We start from the raw sequence: 18,386 nt of genomic DNA, 5'->3' as shown, positions 1-18,386 counted from the left end.
TCTTATTCCTCAGCTTGTTATTCGTCTGGTACTGGCGGTGGGTTTTACTTTTCCATAGATGATGAGTGCTGCGACGTAGATGGAGGAGCAAATTGTGATAGCGATGAGGGCTACATTTTCGGTCATCGCTAATTATGATGAAGCTTGGTTTCTATTATGATTTTGGATGAGAGTTGCGCAGATTATGGTAGTGATGTTCTCAAGGATCATGTTTGTAGCTATCACGATTTCGAATACAAAATCAAAAGGAGGAACACTCACGCGGTAAAAGTTGGGAACGTTGTAATTGGTGGTGGTCACCCGATAGTAGTCCAGTCCATGGCTCTTGGGGGGTCTGGGAGTTTCGATACTGATATGGAGGAAATTCTTGCACTGGCACGCGAAGGTTCCGAACTTATAAGAGTTGCGATAAATTCTGATGAATCCATCAAGGCTATACCTCAAATTGCCGACCAGCTTGAAAAGAACGGCTACAATCATAAGATGATTGTGGGTTGTGGGCAGTATGAGATTGCGAGACTGCTTAGAGAGTATCCGGACTGTGCGAGTGCCCTTTGTAAGATAAGAATCAATCCTGGGAATATAGGGTTTGGAGAGAAGAGGGACAAAAACTTTGAAGATGTAATAGAATACGCGATGAAGCACGATTTGCCAGTGCGAATCGGGGTTAACTGGGGAAGTATAGACAAAGTTGTGCTTGGTAAGCTTATGGATGAAAATTCTTCCAGGGCTGTACCCGGCTCCGACAGTGAGGTTCTAAGAAGGGCTCTTGTGTACTCCGTACTGGAGAGTGCGAAATTTGCGGAATCGATGGGGTTGCCTCCTGATAGGATAGTGTTGTCATGCAAAGTCAGTAGGGTACTGGATCTTATAGCTGTGTATAGCGCGCTTTCTAGGTTATCCAGGTATGCACTACATTTGGGTCTTACAGAGGCAGGATCGGGTTTGAAAGGCGTTGTCGGCAGTGCAGCTGGTGTTTCTAATCTTCTTACAGAGGGGATAGGAGATACTGTCAGGGTGTCTCTAACGTCATTGACTAGAGAGGACAGAGTTCAAGAGGTTAGGGTTTGTAAGGAGCTCTTGCAAGCGTTGGAACTCAGGGCATTTTCTGCGCAGGTTACGTCGTGTCCTGGATGTAACCGTACTAGTTTTCTCACATTTCAGAAACTCGTTAGTGGAGTTAATGAGTATATTAGAGAGCGCATGGGTGTATGGAATGTTAAGTATCCGGGAGCTGTTGATATGAAAGTTGCGGTTATGGGCTGCATAGTGAATGGTCCTGGAGAAAGCAAGCATGCAAATTTGGGTATAAGTCTTCCTGGTAATGGGGAGAGAGAGGTGGCTGCCGTGTATGAGGATGGAAAAAAGCTGTGTACGCTAGCCGGTAGTGATGTATTAGCAAGGTTTCTTGCCATAATTGAAGACTATGTCGTAAAAAAGTACAGCCGAACGTGATTTGTGGTATTACTGTGTGCTGTGGAGTGTGTACGTTTTTTAGACTGACATGCTCTATTTTGTGTAGTGTGGTGCATACGTGTCCGTGAATAGAATGTCATTAGCAGAACATTTTCAGGAGTTACGCAAGAGGGTTTTGTTTTCGCTTGCAGTATTTGGAGTGCTGTTTTGTGTGTGTTATTGTTTCTCCGACAAGATATATGAGTTTCTTCTCATTCCGCTGGTTGATTTAGAGGGAAACAATGAGGACTTTTCGCTCATCTATACAGATTTAACGGAGGCATTTTTCGTATATCTAAAAGTGGGGGCAGTCGCTGCTATATTTTTCTCTTTACCGGTATTCATCTGGCAATTTTATGCATTTATTGCACCTGGGTTGTATAAGGAGGAGAAAGGCATCTTATTACCCTATTTGATTGCAGCTCCTGTATTATTTTCGATAGCGCCGGCTATGGTGTACTATTACATATTTCCACTGGCGTGGAAGTTCTTTATTAATTTTGAAAATAGGGATTCATCTGTAGGTGTACCTATTGAGTTCATGCCATCCGTGAGCGAATACTTAGATCTGGTATTGCAGCTAATGTTCGCGTTTGGAATGGCGTTTCAATTGCCCGTGGTTTTGACTCTAATGGCGAGAGTTGGTTTGGTTTCCTACAGCGATCTTATAAAGCAGAGAAGGATAGCTATAGTTGCTATATTCACTGTTGCTGCGATACTTACGCCCCCAGATGTTCTAAGTCAAATAGGGTTAGCGGTGCCTATGTTGGGGCTATACGAGGCGTCGATTCTTGCGTGTAGGCACATTGAAAAGGTGAAAAGTAAAAAACAGGCCTCAGGAGGGAACTAAGATGTCTTTTGGTGCACGCAATACTGGCATATAGGTTGTTATAGTTTTCATTATTGGGTAGAGTACTACCCGTTGCACGGTGTTGTGGTGGTACCTGGGTATGTTTTCCAAGAGTAAATTTACCATCATCTTGTTATTCGCCATAGTAGGCATTGGGTTATACTCATACTGCATGCTTCCACGAGAAAGTACTCCTGATATCAAAGTTCCTCTCATATTGGTGACGGCCGTTGTCAATGGGATGCATGTAGAGCAATCTGAGAAATTGCTTGCACGGCCTATAGAGAGAAAGGTGAAGTCAATTCCGGGAATTGTAAGAGTCATTTCCATTGTTAGAGATGGAATTGTGTCTATAGCGCTGGAATTTGAACATGGATCAAACATGAGAACCGCAATAGAAGAAGTGCACTACAAATTGAGCGCGTTACGCTCGGAATTACCTGGGGAACTTGTTTCTCTTACTGCAGATGAGATTAATTTGGGATTGCTACCGATATTAAAAATAGCTTTAGTTAGCGATGTAATGACTCGTGAGCTATCAAATGTTGCACTAAAATTGCGGTCAAGAATAGAGTTTCTAAAGGGAGTGCACAAAGTCAATATATCGGGTCTGCAGGACTACGTTATTGAGTTAGAGTTCCTTCCAGAGCTCATGAACAATCATGGAATAGGTATTGGTGACATACAGCGCGCTGTAGGAAGGGAATATGCGTTTGTCGAATATGGGGTTCTCGAGTCTAATTTTGGTAGCCATAAAGTCAAGATTGGAGAGAGCTTAGACAGTCACGAGAAAATAAAGAATTTGGTACTGAAATCCTATGGGGATAGGTTCATAACTGTAGGTGATGTTGCGAAGGTTAAGCTAGTTGCAAAGCAGACGAATGAACTCATACTGATTGACGGTAAACCGTGTGTGGTACTAGAAATTTCAAAAAATACTGACAGCGATATCGCGCTTGTGACAAGGCAGGTGATGGAGGTTTTTAAAGATGTTACTCTGCCTCATGGAATGTCTCTGCAGGTGCTCTGGAACCAGTCTAAAGAAGTAAGGGGTATACTGCGTGAGTTGGAGAATACAGTAATATTCTCAATGCTGTTGGTGCTTGCGATCATGATGATATTCATGAGGGTGCGCACTGCAATACTCACGGCGTTATCTGTTCCAATTTCGTTTCTTATGGCTGTGATAGCCATCTATTTCATGGGATTTACTCTCAATATTGTAATCCTATTTACCATGATCATGGCAGTAGGCATGCTCGTAGATGATGCAATAGTCATCAATGAATATGCGGATAGAAAAATGGCTTATGGAATGGGTAAGATGGATGCCTATAGGGAGGCAGTATATGAGCTGTTCAAGCCTATTACCGCGTCGACAGCGGTAAGGTTGGTGGTGTATATACCATTGCTATTCTGGCCTGGCATTGTCGGGGAGTTTATTAAGTATATACCTGCTGTTGCGATTTCTGCGCTAGTGGGATCGTGGATAATGGCTACTGTGTTCATCCCAGTTGTTGGAGCGGTATTTTGTAGGGGAGATGATAAAGAAAAACCAAAGATTGTGACAAAAGATGCAGACATTAGTGGTTTGGGAAGGGCAGCGTTCCACTATCAGAGAGTTTTGAACGTTGTTTTGGATCATCCTGGAAAATTTGTGTGTGGAGTAGTGTCTACGTTGCTGCTCTCGTGTGTGGTGTACTTTACAATTGGGCCTGGTATAGAATTTTTTCCTGATGTCGACCCAGATAGGGCAGTTGTAATTGTTAAGGGTGACAACAACTTATCTATGAACGAAAAGCGTGAGATAGCGGAAGAAATAGGTACAAGGATAAGAAATGTGAAGGGAGTGAGGTCCTTCTATGTTCGTTGTGTCAATGGTGTCAGGGCTTTCGCGAATGACAGAACTATAGGCGAGGTTCACATCGAGTTTACGGATTGGTTTGTGCGTGATAGCTCAAAAAAGGTACTAGCCAATATCTTTTCCGAGTTAGAAGGGATGAAGGGCGTAGTTTTTGACATACAGTACGAAAACATGAAGCCTAATAAGGGAAAGCCATTAGAGTTTAACTTGAGATCGCATAATGTATCTCTTCTTCAGGAGGCCGCCAGCGTTTTAAAAGCCACAATGACAAAATCTCAAGGTTTTGTTGGTGTACACATGGATGATTTTGTTGCTGGGACCGAATGGGTCATCAATGTTGATAGGAAGAAAGCACATTCCTTGGGAATAGACGCTGGTTTTATAGGGCAGTTCCTGAAGATGATCACCGACGGGCTTGTAGTGGGCAAGTATTATCCCACGGGGTACACCGATGAGCTTGATATAGTGGCGAGATTTCCCGCAGATCATAGAACATTGACAAATATGTCCAATGTTATGATAGGCACACCGTACGGGACTCGGCACATCTCTTCTCTCATAAAAAAAGAGGCAAAACATGAGATAAGTGCCGTAAAGCGCGTGAATGGCGTTAGAGCTTTGACTATTTCCTCCTACTTAGCGCCGGGGTACTTGCTTTCAGAGAGAGTTGATTACCTAAAAAAGGTGCTTAGGGACAAAGTTGGTCATGAGGTAATGGTGGAGTTCGTGGGAGAAATGGAAAGCCAGGAGGAATCTAAGGTTTTCCTAGTAAAGGCATTTGTAGTGGTGCTCTTGCTCATGATACTCGTGCTAATGTGGGAACTAAACAACTTCTACTATGTGTTTGTAATTATGACATCGGTCTTCCTGTCTACCATGTGTGTATTCTTCGGGTTTTTGGTAACCTATAAGGTATTGGGAGTAGTGATGGGCGGTGTGGGAATCGTGGTTCTTGCGGGAGTTGCGGTGAATAACAACATATTACTCGTCGACGCGTTTCGCATAAATCTAGCAAATGGATGTAATCTTAGGGATGCTGCAGTGAAAGCTGCGCTCTCAAGGTTAAGGCCTATTTTTCTTACCGTTATTACTGGTGTGCTAGGTTTGTTGCCCATGGTGCTAAAAATAGGTATAGATTTCGTGTCAGGGAGGATACTCTATAATTCTCCTTCTAGTCAGCTATGGTTTGAGCTGTCTAGCACCATCTCCATGGGCTTATTGTTGAGCTCAGGGATCATGTTGTTGTTTACGCCTGCGGTATTGATATTGAGGGCAAAATCTGATTAGGCATAGGATGGGTTCAATGGTGGTTTTACGACGCGCGCAAAGCGGCAGTTCTCCGGCTTTTCGGGGAAAAATGTCTTGACTCATGGGGGCTTCGTAAGTAGAATCGCCTCGCGGACTAGTATGTGAGAATCTTGTCTCTGCAATCAAGGTGTAAAGGGTGTTTCTGGCTCGTGCAAGGGGTTTTATGGTTAGTTTGTATAATTTTGACAATCTGGAGCTTATCAGAGTTGCGAAGGATGTTGCTGAGCAGAAGGGTCTTGACCTCGGGGTTGTTGTAGAGGCGATAGAGCAAGCATTAGAGGTAGTCAGTAAGGGTAAGTATGGGGATTGCAAGGTAAAGGTTTCCATAGATCGTAAGACTGGGGTCATATCGGTTGCCAGACAGGTGCTAGTGGTATGTGACGATATGACGTTTGACCATGAGAAGTATGGGATACCCGAAGACGAAGTTGATAGGTACAAACTTATAAGGTTGTCGGATGCGCAACTTGAGAATGCAGACGTTCAGGTAGGTGATATCCTGATGGAAGCATTGCCTCCTCTTGATGTTGATTATAACTCGGCGAAGGTTGCGAAGCAGAAGATAGCTCAGCTCATCGTGATGCAAGAGCGAAAAAGGCAGTACGAAGAGTTTAAGGACCGCGTGGGGGATTTGGTATACGGGGTTGTCAAGAGAGTAGAGTACAACAATGTAATTGTTGATTTGAATGGTAGTGAGGGTTATCTCCCTGTGTATAACACCATAAGGGGAGAGGTTTTCAGGCCCAATGACAGGGTGAAGGCTCACGTTGAGGATGTGCGCCAAGAGCCATTTGGTCCTCAGGTTTTTCTTTCTAGGGTCAGCAAGAGGTTTATGGAGCTGCTGTTCAAGCAGGAGATACCGGAGGTTTATTATGGAGTCGTCAGCATCAAGTCTTTAGCTAGGGACGCTGGATCCAGGTCTAAGGTTGCTGTTTTCTCTTCGGATAAGAATGTTGATCCTGTGGGTGCATGTATAGGTGCAAGGGGTGTCAGGATACAGAACATAGTGGCGGAGCTCCATGGTGAAAAGATAGACGTTGTTTTGTATTCTTCCGACCTGGCTAAATTTGTGGTTAGCGCGATTGCTCCCGCTGAGGTTGTGAAAGTTATTATAGACGAAGATGTTGAGAAGATAGAATTGGTAGTCCCTGAGAGCCAAGTGAGTTTGGCTATAGGTAGACATGGGCAGAATATTAGGCTCGCTTCCGAGTTGGTAGGATGGGATCTAGATGTCGTGGGTGATGAGACAGAGTCGACGAAGAAGGCTAAGGAACTTAGTGCCGGGGCCAAGATTTTTGTTGATGATCTTGATGTTGAAGAAATTATAGGACAGCTTTTGGTGAGCGAAGGCTTTTCTAGTATTGAGGACATAGATAATGCAGAAGTTGCTGATATAGCGGCTATTGATGGATTTAATGAGGAAATAGCTTCAGAGTTGAAGATGAGGGCTTCTGAATGTCTTGTGCGCAGGCGTAAAGAGGCTGAGGAGTTGCTTGAGAGTTTTTCTGTTAGTGAAGAGATTAAGCAGCTGCCCTTCTTGGAAGTGGAGGATATTGTAAAGTTGTATGAGAATGGCATAAAGAGTATTGAGGATATTGCTTCGCTGTGTACTGATGAATTTTGTGATATTGTTCCCAGAGTAAGGCTGAGTAAAGAGCAGGTGGATTCCATAATTTTGGAGTCTCGCAGAAGAGTGGGTTGGGTTTAGATTTTCCGGGTACTGCAGATGAGTGATGTTGAGAAGGTAGAGGAGGGGGGTGCTCCCGGTAAGCGTGAGCGTCTTACTTTAAAGCTTGGTGATAGGCTGAAAGCCGCTCCCATTCTTGCTAAGGCTTCTACGGCAGGAAAGCCTTTTACAACTGTGGAGGTACGCAGCAAAAAGAAGAAAGTGTCGCCTGAGTTAGGTGGCCGAGTTTCTTCTGGCGTAGAGAGTAGATCTATGAATGGTGGAGGGCTGACCGCGCAGGAGCAGCTTTTCAGGATCAATGCCATAAACATGGCAGATAGTGTAAGTCAGGAAAAAGAAAGATTAGCTTCTTTGCAGCAAGCAGAGAGTGCGGCTTCTCCCGTAGAGGCGGAAGAAGTTTCTGCGCAAGATGGTGCGCATGTAGAGACTGTTGAAAATGATGCTATTACGGGAAGTGGGGCTACTGATATGGCTCACGTAGTACCTACTGCTGAAATTGTGCCAGACGCACCTGGAAGGCCTTCCTCTCGGGGTGCCCACGATGATAAGAACAAAAAGTATTCGTCTCGTAAGGTGAAAGAGAAGGAGGGTGGCGCGAAAAAAGTAGTGTCAGCCAAATCTTCTCCTAAGCACTCTAAGTTAGATATAGAGAACGCTTTGAGTGGAATTGACGATAGATGTGTATTGCGTGCTCCCAGCAACAAGCGTAGAGGGGCAAGCTTCAATAGTGGTCGTACTAGGATATCTAAGGAAATCACCATAGAAGACAAAATAAGTGTTCGCAATTTGGCTATGGCTATGGCCGAGAAGGTTGATGACGTATTGCGTGTTGTTAGGCATGTGGGGATTGAAGCCAATGTGGATACTAAGATAGGTCATGAGATAGCTTCTGAGATTGCCATAAAGTTTGGACATCGTCCCAAGGTCATTGATAACGTTCAGGTGGTGAAAGATATTCTGGATGTGGGCAGTGATTGCGATTTTGCCGTTGAACCTAGGCCTCCTGTGGTCACTGTTATGGGGCATGTTGATCATGGTAAGACGTCTTTATTGGATGTTCTTCGTAAGTCTAGGGTTGTTGAGCAGGAGTTCAGGGGGATAACTCAGCATATAGGTGCATATCAGATAGATGTTGATGGGAAAAAAATTACTCTTCTTGATACGCCTGGGCATGAGGCGTTTGCAGATATGCGTGCTAGGGGGGCCAACGTCACCGATATAGTAGTTTTAGTTGTTGCCGCGGATGATGGAGTTATGCCGCAGACTATTGAGTCTATAAACCACGTTAAGGCTGCGGGTGTGGATATGGTGGTTGCGGTAAATAAGATAGATAAGGGTGATGCGGACGTAGCTAGGATTTCTAATGAACTATTGAAGCATGGTGTAGTTTCTGAGGAGTTGGGTGGAGATGTCATCCTTGTTCCAGTATCGGCTAAAACTGGAGAGAATTTGGACAAGCTAAAGTCTGCAATATTGCTTGTTGCTGAGATGTTAGAATTGAAAGCCCCTGTGGATTGTAGGGCGCAGGGGGTGGTCATAGAATCCAAGGTTGATAGGGGATGTGGCGTAGTTATAACCGTTATAGTTCAAAAAGGTACTCTTAGAAAAGGGGACGTGATTGTTGTAGGTGATGGCGCATACGGGAAAGTGCGTAACATGTTTGATGATGCTGATATGTCTGTGAGTGCGGCATTTCCTTCCACGCCTGTGAGAGTATTGGGGTTTAGTGCTGTGCCAAAAGCCGGAGATACTGTTGTTGTTGTGCCATCTGAGAAGCATGCTAGGGCCTTATTGACGCGAAAAGCTGAGATAGTACTTCATACTGATGAATCTCCTAACACGAGCAGGAGAAGTTTCGATGGGTCAATTTTGTCAGGCATAGATAACAACGTAGAAGAGGTTAACATAATTCTGAAGGCGGATGTTATAGGTTCTTTGGAGGCTGTGCTGTTCGCCATTGCTCAGATATCACATGAAGAGGTAAAATTTAACGTTCTGCACAAAGAAGTGGGGGATGTTACAAAGTCTGATGTTCTGCTTGCAGAGGTATCTTCGGCTATCATAATGGCCTTCAATGTTAAGATTGATGCGCAAGCTAGAGATTTGGTAAGAACTAAGAACGTCGATATACGGGACTATCAGGTTATTTATGATCTTACTGATGACTTGAGGGACATGGTATCCGGCAGGTTGAAGCCAGTAATACAGGAAGTGCAAGTTGGACTTCTTGTGGTGAGGCAGGTGTTTTCTGGTAACAAGAGTGGCATTGTCGTGGGGTGTTATGTCACTGATGGTGCTATTACGCGTGGTAGTGTGATAGACGTCTGTAGGGGTGATGCTGCCATATACAGGGGTACAGCCAGGGCCTTAAGAAGATTCAAAGATGATGTCAAGGAAGTCACACATGGATTGGAATGTGGTGTTCTCATAGAGGGTATAAAGGACATTGCTGTGGGTGACACTATCAAAGTTTTGGACATTGTGGAACGTGCTAGAGGGATATAGTGATTGATTTCGGTCCCACTAATTTCAGAAGCCTTAAGGTGTCTTCGGTCTTAAAAAGGGCGCTTTCACAGATGTTTTTGGAAGAATTTTACGACATAAGTAAGGTTGTTTCTGTCTCCTATGTGAGGGTAAGTGAAGATTTAAGGGAAGCAACTGTCTTTGTAGTTATTGGTGGCTCAGCGAGTGAAGGTAGAGAAGAAATAATGCTCACGCTGAACGACGCTTCTAAGCTCATAAGAAGGCTAGTATTTAAGTATGTGAAGCTTAGATACGTTCCAAGATTGTATTTTAAGCTGGATGAAGGATTCTATCATCTAATTGAAATGGGAGATGTATTTGCAGAGTGTTCAAAAGAGCACGAGTAGGCCATTTTCCTACTCATAGCAACTCTATTAATGATAGAGCGTTGTCATCTTCTCAGCCTTTGTTTCCACAGATATCTTCCTGCTTCTACCATAATGGAAAGAGCTAACATGGAATACAGATATTTGTGTGATATGTAGATTCCTACTCCCTCTAGTGCTAGGAGTATACCCAGCAGTCCTATGAACAGTAGAGCTATTATCTTCAGGCTATTGTGTTTGTGGACTGTTTCACAGATGCCTTTTGAAAGGAGTATTGCTGTTATGGTGTATATGAAGAACACTATTTCTATGAGGATGATTTTGTCCGTTATACCTATGCCTGATATCACTGAATCTATGGATAGGACGATATCAATTCCTATAATCTGCAGTACGGCTGGTAAGATGGCATCCGCTTTGCGTACCTGAATTACAGATTTTTTAAAGATCTCCTCGCATATCTCTTTGGTACTTTTGAATATTAGAAATATTCCTCCCGCTATTAGAAACGCATCGTGATAGGAGATGTTTACGTTCAAGAATGAGAGAGATTTTTCATTAATAGATGATAAATATGATGCTCCATGTAACATAGCAAATCTCATTATTAGTGCCAGGCTGAGTCCGCAGATACGCACTTTGTTTTGTACGCTTTGTGGAAGCCGTTTCGTTACTATAGAAATGAAGATTAGGTTATCTACTCCGAGGATCATTTCCAATACAAGAAGAGTAGAAAACTCCAATGCTGTGTTAGCAAAATAATGCATTGCGTATACTTATCTACCGCCATATCACAATCAACATTGTACACCATTTGAGCACGAAAAAATTTGTTTTCAGCATATTTTAATGCTTGGATGCTACCCTGGCCTCAGAAGTTTAAAGGTGTCCTCTGTGCTATCTAAGAATCTTGAAGCTACCGTGCGTAGAGCTATAGCAATAGCGTTTGATTTTAGACATGAATGTGCAACTTTAGAGCATTTGTTACTGGCTCTTACTGATGATCTTGATGTAAGACGTGTACTATATGCGTGTAGGGTATCGGTGGACAGACTGAGGATTACTGTCATGAATTTCCTCAGATACGAGGTCTCTACAGCTACCGTTCAAGACGTGTCGGACGTGAGAGCGAGCAGGTCGTTTGAGAAGGTGGTTCATAGAGCTGTTGTACATGCGCATGCTTTGGGTAGATACGAAATAAATGGCGTGGATGTATTGGCAGAAATGTTCTTAGAAAAGGATTCGTACGGATTCTCCTTTCTCAATGAGCATAATGTAAAGTACATAGACGTAATGGGGTGCGTTTCGGGTGGGGAGCCTGAAGAGGAAGGCTACGAGTGCCCAGATTACCAAAAAGGTATTGAGTACTCGAAGAAAGAGCCGTCCACTTCGTTTCCTAATATTGGAAAAAGTAACGTACTGAAGGAGGGAGATACGCTTAGCGCGTATTGTGTGAATCTAAATGATCTTGCTAGGGAAGGTAAGATAGATTACGTGATAGGCCGTAAATACGAGCAAGAAAGGACCATAGAAGTCTTGTTGCGTAGAAGGAAGAATAATCCCTTATATGTTGGTGATTCTGGAGTTGGTAAAACAGCTATAGTAGAGGGTTTAGCTCTCAGAATAGTTGAAGGTGATATAGTTTCTCAATTGAGAAATGTAGAAATATACTCTCTGGATATGGGAGCACTTTTAGCTGGCACTAGATACCGTGGGGACTTTGAGGAACGTATAAAGTCTGTGGTTAAGGCCATAGAGAACAAGAAAAATGCAGTTCTATTCATAGATGAGATTCATACTATAGTTGGCGCTGGGTCGACCAGTGGCAGTCCTCTAGATGCCAGTAATTTGTTAAAACCTGCGCTTGCTAGGGGATCCATAAGATGTATAGGCGCTACTACGTACAAGGAGTACAACGGCAATTTCGAAAAAGATCGTGCATTGGCTAGGAGATATCAAAAGATCAACGTCGATGAGTCGACGGTAGAGGAAACTATACAAATACTCGGTGGAATAAAGTCTTATTATGAAGCTTACCATGATGTTAGGTACACGAATCAGGCGATAAAGTACGCTGCGGAGCTTTCTGATAGATATATAGCGGGCAGAATGTTGCCAGATAAGGCCGTTGATGTTCTTGATGAGGCTGGTGTGTATAGCAAGCTGAGAGGCTCTGCTGGCGGGGCTATAGTGACAGGTAAGGATATAGAAGCCATAGTGTCTAAGATTAGTGAAGTTCCCTGCGGAAATATTTTCGAAGGGGATGACATGCAAAAGCTAAAGAATTTAGAGGAAAATCTGAAAAAAGTGGTCTTTGGTCAGGATGCTGCGATAACTCAAGTGGTGGATGCAATGAGAATAGCAAAAGCCGGTATACGCAGTGCTGACAAGCCTATGGCAAGTTACTTGTTTGCTGGGCCTACCGGAGTAGGGAAGACTGAGCTGGTTAAACAGTTTGCCAAGAGTATGGGTATGAAGCTGATCCGCTTTGACATGTCTGAGTACAAGGAATCGCATGCTGTAGCTCGTATGATAGGTGCACCTCCGGGATATGTAGGATATGACCAAGGGGGGCTATTGACTGAAGCCATAGCTAAGAATCAGTATAGTGTCTTGTTGCTTGACGAGATAGAGAAAGCTCATAACAGCTTATGCAACATACTGCTGCAAGTGATGGATTATGCGTGCATTACTGATACTTACGGTAGGAAGGTGAGTTTTAAGAATGTAGTTATAATACTTACCACAAATGCGAATGCTGTAGAGTTTGGTAATGGTACCATGGGTTTTGCCAGGGATCGTAGCTTCTATGCTGGCGGTGAAAATAAAACTATGGAGAAGATTTTCGGCCCCGAGTTTTGCAATAGACTTGATGCGATTGTCGTGTTCTCAAATTTGTCTGACGAAACCATAGTAAGGGTTGTATATAAGTTTCTAGATGAGCTTAAGGAGCAGCTACTAAAGAAGGGTGTCAGCATAGATATAGATGATGAATCCGTGAGGTATCTTTCTAAGATAGGTGGCAAAGAAGACTACGGCGTCAGGAAGATGCAAGCTATCATAGCTCAGAAACTAAAGAAACGCCTGGCATGGGAGATGCTTTTTGGAAAATTGGTACGCGGAGGTAAGGTCGAAGTGAGATTCGATGCAGAAAATGAGGACTTCCAGTACACTTTTTTTGAAAAATCCCCAACTACTCCACCAGATGAAGTAGAAGTTTATCGTTGATTATTTGTCTGAATCATATAGATTTAGCAATTACAGCAAGGAACGTGTGAGTTGTTATGTCTTCTACTTACGATTCTGTCCGCAATTTGGCTATTATAGCTCACGTGGATCATGGAAAGACTACGTTGTTGGACAGTATGTTAAGGCAGAGTGGGGCTTTTAGAGACAACCAGGATGTCGTTGATAGGGTAATGGATAGTAATGACCTCGAACGTGAAAGAGGTATTACTATACTTGCTAAATGTACTGCCATTAATTGGCAAAATCACAAAATAAATGTAATAGACACTCCTGGGCATGCCGACTTTGGTGGAGAAGTTGAGAGAGTACTCTCTATGGCTGATGGGGTGCTGTTACTGGTAGATGCGGCCGAAGGACCTATGCCGCAGACAAAATTTGTGCTTTCAAAAGCATTAAAGGCGGGATTGTTGCCCATAGTCATCATAAACAAGATAGATCGTCCTGATAGCAGGATAGATGAGGTACTAGAAGAAATATATGAGCTTTTTATAAATCTTGATGCTACGAGTGAGCAGTTGGATTTTCCAGTATTGTATGCTTCAGGTAGAGAAGGTTGGAGCATAAAGGATTTGGGCGACAAGAGAGAAGACCTCACTCCTCTGTTTAACGAAATTCTGACGCACATACAGTCTCGCGAATACGATTTGGATGCTCCATTCAGCATGTTATTGACTTTGCTTGAATCCGATAAGTTTTTAGGCAGGGTGCTGACTGGTAAGGTATATTCTGGGAAGGCTAAGGTAAACTCTCAGGTTAAAGTTTTGAACTTGAGCGGAGAGGTAGTAGAAAGCGGAAGACTTACGAAATTGCTTTCTTTTTCGGGGCTAAAGAGGGTCCCTGTGGAAGAAGCAAATGCTGGTGATATAATAGCTATAGCCGGGTTAGAAGCGGCATCGGTGTCTGATAGCATAGTCGATGTTTCTCTAAATTCTCCTATAGAGTCTACGCCTGTTGATCCTCCTACAATGGCGATAACCATAGGCGTTAACGACTCGCCGTTGGCCGGCACAGAAGGTACGAAGCTTACTTCTACTGTCATAAAGAATAGATTATTCGCGGAGGCGGAGACTAATGTTGCCATTACCGTGAAAGAGGGCGATAGGACAGACTCTTACGAAGTGGGTGGTAGAGGAGAGTTACAGCTTGGTGTACTCATAGAGACAATGAGGCGTGAAGGGTTTGAGTTATCAGTATCAAGGCCACGGGTGCTTTTTCGTAAGGAGGGGGGTGCATTATTAGAGCCTATAGAAGAGGTCATTATCGATGTTAACGAGGAGTATGGCGGGATAGTGATGGAAAAGCTTAGCTTCCGCAAGGGAGATATGCAGGATATGACTCCTTCCGGCAAGGGTAGGATAAGGATGACGTTCTTGATTCCATCTAGAGGTCTTATAGGCTATCACGGCGAGTTTTTTACAGATACCAGAGGTACTGGTATAATGAATCGTCTTTTTCATGGTTATGCTGAGCACAAGGGTAGCATACCAGGAAGGATAAACGGGGTTTTGATATCTACAGGACAGGGTGAAGCTGTAGCATATGCAATTTTCAATTTACAGGATAGGGGTTGCATGTACATCAAGCCTCAAGATAAGGTCTATGGCGGGATGATAGTGGGTCTGCATAGCAGGGGTAATGACATTGAAGTGAACGTTCTGAAGGGTAAGCATCTCACAAACATAAGGGCTGCTGGTTCTGATGAGGCTGTGCGCTTGGTTCCACCGAAAGTGATGAGCTTAGAGGAGATGATAGGCTTCATAAACGATGATGAGTTAGTGGAATGTACTCCTAAGTCTCTGAGGTTAAGGAAGAAACTGCTGGATCCTAACGAAAGAAAGAAGTACGCAAGGACGACGAAGTGACGAATTATAGCGTTCGGTAGTCATAGCTAATACAATATTAATATCAGGAAGAGAGGATGTGGTATCTGGTCCGCGTAGGGAGAGATACATGCATAAGTTTCTGGAATACGTTATTGAGCTCAAAATGCAGGCTATAGCCGTTATACAAAAGGAGGTAGAATCACTAAATAAGCTCGATATAGTGAGATTCAAGTGCCTGCAAGCTGTAGAAAGTGAACTATTGGGGTTGCTAGACCAGGTACATAAGGACATGAGAACTGGTGATAAGAGGTTTTTGATTGCCAATAGCGACTATGGAGATATAGAAAAATTAAGCGCAGTGTGTGCAGACTTTTATAGACATATGGCACTAAAGCACGATAGAGAAAAGAGCCTCTACAAGGAGATATACGGAGTGACAAGCTGATACAAAGATGTGACATACTTGAACGAAGGCAATTGGGAGAAGACGGCAACTTAGAGGGCTGTGCCACGCATATTGTTGTTAAGTTTATGCGGAGATCACTACTGCATACTTAAAGCGGTAGAGCACGGTAATTGACTAAGGGAAAAGATCTACATTCCATCTCGTATACCCTGCTGCAGGAGATATCAGTAACGTACGTGCCTATAAATGGGATGTGTAGTACGTATTCCTGGGACTAGGAAAAAAACAGCAACTGTTAGGCTAAGGGCATTTTTTATAGGTTTGGTTTGTGTGATATTACCACGACATACTTAAAGTGGTAAAGCGCGATAATTTACTAGAGGAAAAGATCTGCATTCCATCTCGTATACCCTACTGCAGCAGATGTCGGTGATGTACGTGCCTATAAATGGGATACGTAGTATGTATTCTTGAGTCATCTTGCACAAACTAGTGGTGGAGATAACAGAGATTTGTGAACTAGGGCACGAGTGTGGCCCCTCATGTAATAACCAGTCCTGTACACGTTGTACAACTCCAAAAATAGATGACAGGAAAGTACTGGGAGGCTGTTTTTCTAAATCTCTGTATAGTTTTAATTTCTCTAAGATTGCGGGATTTAATGCCTCGTCTAGCATCGCACTTGAGAAAAACACACATGATGCGTCGTCACCATGCAGGAGTTCATATCTATCTACCTTGTCTGGAAGCTCCCCAGGAAGTACTGGCAATGTAGATCTGCAACCTACATTCCAAGCGTAATCATGATAGTCTTCATGTAATAGCATGTCAAAAACCCTAGTGCAGCACAGGTACACGTTATTGATGCACTGAAGGGGGCGTGGTTTATCATGCATTCTCAGTAGGTGAACGTATTTCTTTAAACTTTGAAGCCTGTAACAAGCATTGCGAACGTGCTGCGCAATTTCATACATGCGTGCACATATGTTCGCATCTTGCCGGCTGAGCTGACTATTTTCTTCACTGGATCTTGATATACACAAAAATTTTTCTACAAAATCCTCCCCTCCCAGATGGAACAACGTGGATAGGGCAGAGTCAAAATCACTCTCCGCTTTTTTTACTAAATCCACTGCCTTACGGGAGGATATAGTTACTGTGCTCATCATCAGAGTACACGCGTCCAACGCACCATATGTTTTCTCAATGTACCGCATCTTTCCAACATTTTTTTGCAGGTTAAGCTCCATCACGTGAAGTATGTGGTGAGTTAAGAACGTGGCTTCTGCTAAATTAAAAATGACAAAATAGTTCTTAAATGGCTTGCGAATGTGCCAAGGCAATTCACTTGTGGGTCTGTTACTAGTATGTACTTCGTAAGCATAGGCAACATCAAAAAGCATGTCGCAGGTATTAACTACGATAGATTTGAGAACCTCAAACGTGGTGGAGGGGGAATTCGTCAAGAAGTCGCAGCAGTAGGAAGAGCTTTTTGTTGCACATACCGCACTTTCTCCGTCAAGTGGCTGGCGATTACGGGTTGCTAATAGATCTGTAATGTGGAAAAGTTGTTCCTTTACCGCGAATGACTTATCTGCCACAACTCCCGCAGCCATTGATCTGAACCTTGTAGGAACATGCCATGCTAGTAGCAGAGAAGTAGTGAGGAGTGACTCTGTAATAGTATGAATTTCCGCGACGCTGCGTTGGGTCTCAATGTCGCCACAGGATTGAGGGGCGCATAGCATCATGCAACAAGCAAGTACATGTGTAGACCTACGGGCACTAAAGACCACAGAACTATTTATGCATTCTCGTTGAAGCCCTTCACTGGCCGCTTTTTCCCGATCCTCCTCTTTTATTATAGGATCTTCTCCAAAGCCTTCGTCAGCTTCAAGGACCTCTTCCCTAAAGAGTCTTTCTTCCACTTCAATATCAAGATCAAGTGCAATTTTTTGCGAACAGGCCGACTGTAGAATCATTATACAATGCGAAATCGCGGAAATGGCGCTTTCTAAAACCAAATGTAGATTTGAAATATAGTGAATGTCGTTTCTATTCCTAAAATACAAAAATGACCCCAATTCTTCTAAAATTTGGTACATCTCAGCCAGGAGATCATTCGTGACCATATCAAGTTCAAAAACACGTAAATGTAAATTAGACCCTCTGTTGATACTAGTTACCACGCTTAGTGTGCGTAGAAGGGTAATGCGCATAATAGCGGTGTTTGCTTCCACCCAGTAGAGTAGCGAATATGTAATTTGATTTGGAGGGAGGTGAAGAAATTGAACAGGCAAGGTGCTTTTTGCAGCACGCATTGTGGATGATATATCGGATAATTTGGCTGCTAAGTAGTGGACAACTTCCTCATCAGACTCCAAACCATACTCCTCATGCAATGGTAGATTGTATTGCTCCGACAAGGTATTATCCAAATCGGCAAACAACCTCGAGTATAGCTCCTTAAAACTCCTATTGAACACGTAACACACCACCACACCGGTGTTGAGTGTATCACAACATATACACAGAAGATAGACCTAAGTGGCGTACAGGGGAATAGAAGCACGTTATCTTATCGCGTGGGATTCCATTCTACGAAATCTGCCATTTCTACGGGCAATTGGTGTGCAGGGGAGAAGATCAAGTACTGGAATATCACTACGTATAAGTCGTATCTGTTTTATTGAGCCCTATTGTTATAGTTTTCTTAGGTGAGCGAGCGCAGGCTCCCTATACTTGATGTGTCTGCTTACACTAGGGAATTGTAATTGACCACTCAATGGCAGGATGCCCTGTGTTTTTTGCAGCAAGGTTACACAGATACGACGCATATTAAGTCTATGACTCGCTAAATTAAGGTGGATATAGAAACAACAACCGAGAGACGGC

Annotated in this window: 11 protein-coding genes; 9 read left to right on the top strand and 2 right to left on the bottom strand. The window is 43.4% G+C overall.

The window, feature by feature from the left end:
* Positions 1-156 precede the first annotated feature (156 nt).
* The 6 genes from ispG (at position 157) to rbfA (ending at position 10,034) form a co-directional block, all read left to right on the top strand.
* Positions 157-1,455: a flavodoxin-dependent (E)-4-hydroxy-3-methylbut-2-enyl-diphosphate synthase gene (ispG, locus tag R4I06_RS02385; RefSeq protein ID WP_334413923.1), complete on the top strand. Its 1,299-nt coding sequence runs from the start codon at positions 157-159 to the stop codon at positions 1,453-1,455.
* Between the two features lie 94 nt (positions 1,456-1,549).
* Complete coding sequence (tatC, locus tag R4I06_RS02380) at positions 1,550-2,305, top strand: twin-arginine translocase subunit TatC (protein ID WP_334413924.1); 756 nt, start codon at positions 1,550-1,552, stop codon at positions 2,303-2,305.
* Between the two features lie 100 nt (positions 2,306-2,405).
* Entirely contained in the window at positions 2,406-5,456 is a 3,051-nt protein-coding gene (locus tag R4I06_RS02375; protein ID WP_334413922.1) for an efflux RND transporter permease subunit, read from the top strand.
* Between the two features lie 184 nt (positions 5,457-5,640).
* Positions 5,641-7,185, top strand: coding sequence for a transcription termination factor NusA (gene nusA / locus R4I06_RS02370; RefSeq protein ID WP_334413921.1), 1,545 nt, complete (start codon positions 5,641-5,643; stop codon positions 7,183-7,185).
* Positions 7,186-7,203: 18 nt separating this feature from the next.
* A complete protein-coding gene (gene infB, locus R4I06_RS02365) occupies positions 7,204-9,669 on the top strand; it encodes a translation initiation factor IF-2 (RefSeq protein WP_334413920.1) in 2,466 nt (821 codons plus the stop codon).
* On the top strand, positions 9,669-10,034 hold the full coding sequence (gene rbfA, locus R4I06_RS02360; protein ID WP_334413919.1) for a 30S ribosome-binding factor RbfA: 366 nt from the start codon (positions 9,669-9,671) through the stop codon (positions 10,032-10,034). Before infB ends, rbfA begins: the two co-directional genes overlap by 1 nt.
* Positions 10,035-10,078: 44 nt before the next feature.
* On the opposite strand, the gene R4I06_RS02355 is transcribed toward rbfA, so the two are convergent.
* Positions 10,079-10,780, bottom strand: coding sequence for a TerC family protein (locus R4I06_RS02355; RefSeq protein WP_334413918.1), 702 nt, complete (start codon positions 10,778-10,780; stop codon positions 10,079-10,081).
* A 127-nt stretch (positions 10,781-10,907) separates the two neighbouring features.
* Between R4I06_RS02355 and R4I06_RS02350 the strand changes: the two genes are divergently transcribed.
* The 3 genes from R4I06_RS02350 to R4I06_RS02340 are packed head-to-tail and all read left to right on the top strand — an operon-like array spanning position 10,908 to position 15,530.
* On the top strand, positions 10,908-13,241 hold the full coding sequence (locus R4I06_RS02350; protein ID WP_334413917.1) for an AAA family ATPase: 2,334 nt from the start codon (positions 10,908-10,910) through the stop codon (positions 13,239-13,241).
* Between the two features lie 56 nt (positions 13,242-13,297).
* Positions 13,298-15,124 carry a translational GTPase TypA gene (gene typA, locus R4I06_RS02345; RefSeq protein ID WP_334413916.1) on the top strand — a complete coding sequence of 609 codons (1,827 nt, stop codon included), beginning with the start codon at positions 13,298-13,300 and terminating at the stop codon, positions 15,122-15,124.
* A gap of 58 nt (positions 15,125-15,182) precedes the next feature.
* Entirely contained in the window at positions 15,183-15,530 is a 348-nt protein-coding gene (locus tag R4I06_RS02340; RefSeq protein ID WP_334413915.1) for a hypothetical protein, read from the top strand.
* A 311-nt stretch (positions 15,531-15,841) separates the two neighbouring features.
* Here R4I06_RS02340 and R4I06_RS02335 read toward each other — a convergent pair whose 3' ends face one another.
* Positions 15,842-17,977 carry a hypothetical protein gene (locus tag R4I06_RS02335; RefSeq protein ID WP_334413914.1) on the bottom strand — a complete coding sequence of 712 codons (2,136 nt, stop codon included), beginning with the start codon at positions 17,975-17,977 and terminating at the stop codon, positions 15,842-15,844.
* Positions 17,978-18,386: the final 409 nt, after the last annotated feature.

The organism is Anaplasma bovis, from assembly GCF_036903315.1.
GTDB lineage: Bacteria > Pseudomonadota > Alphaproteobacteria > Rickettsiales > Anaplasmataceae > Anaplasma > Anaplasma bovis.
This window is presented reverse-complemented; position numbering and strand designations above follow the sequence as displayed.

Excerpts from the sequence above, each read along its gene's own strand:
- typA (WP_334413916.1), top strand. The coding sequence starts at position 13,298 with ATGTCTTCTACTTACGATTCTGTCCGCAATTTGGCTATTATAGCTCAC.
- tatC (WP_334413924.1), top strand. The coding sequence starts at position 1,550 with ATGTCATTAGCAGAACATTTTCAGGAGTTACGCAAGAGGGTTTTGTTT.
- nusA (WP_334413921.1), top strand. The coding sequence starts at position 5,641 with ATGGTTAGTTTGTATAATTTTGACAATCTGGAGCTTATCAGAGTTGCG.
- R4I06_RS02375 (WP_334413922.1), top strand. The coding sequence starts at position 2,406 with ATGTTTTCCAAGAGTAAATTTACCATCATCTTGTTATTCGCCATAGTA.
- R4I06_RS02355 (WP_334413918.1), bottom strand. The coding sequence starts at position 10,780 with ATGCATTATTTTGCTAACACAGCATTGGAGTTTTCTACTCTTCTTGTA.
- infB (WP_334413920.1), top strand. The coding sequence starts at position 7,204 with ATGAGTGATGTTGAGAAGGTAGAGGAGGGGGGTGCTCCCGGTAAGCGT.
- ispG (WP_334413923.1), top strand. The coding sequence starts at position 157 with ATGATTTTGGATGAGAGTTGCGCAGATTATGGTAGTGATGTTCTCAAG.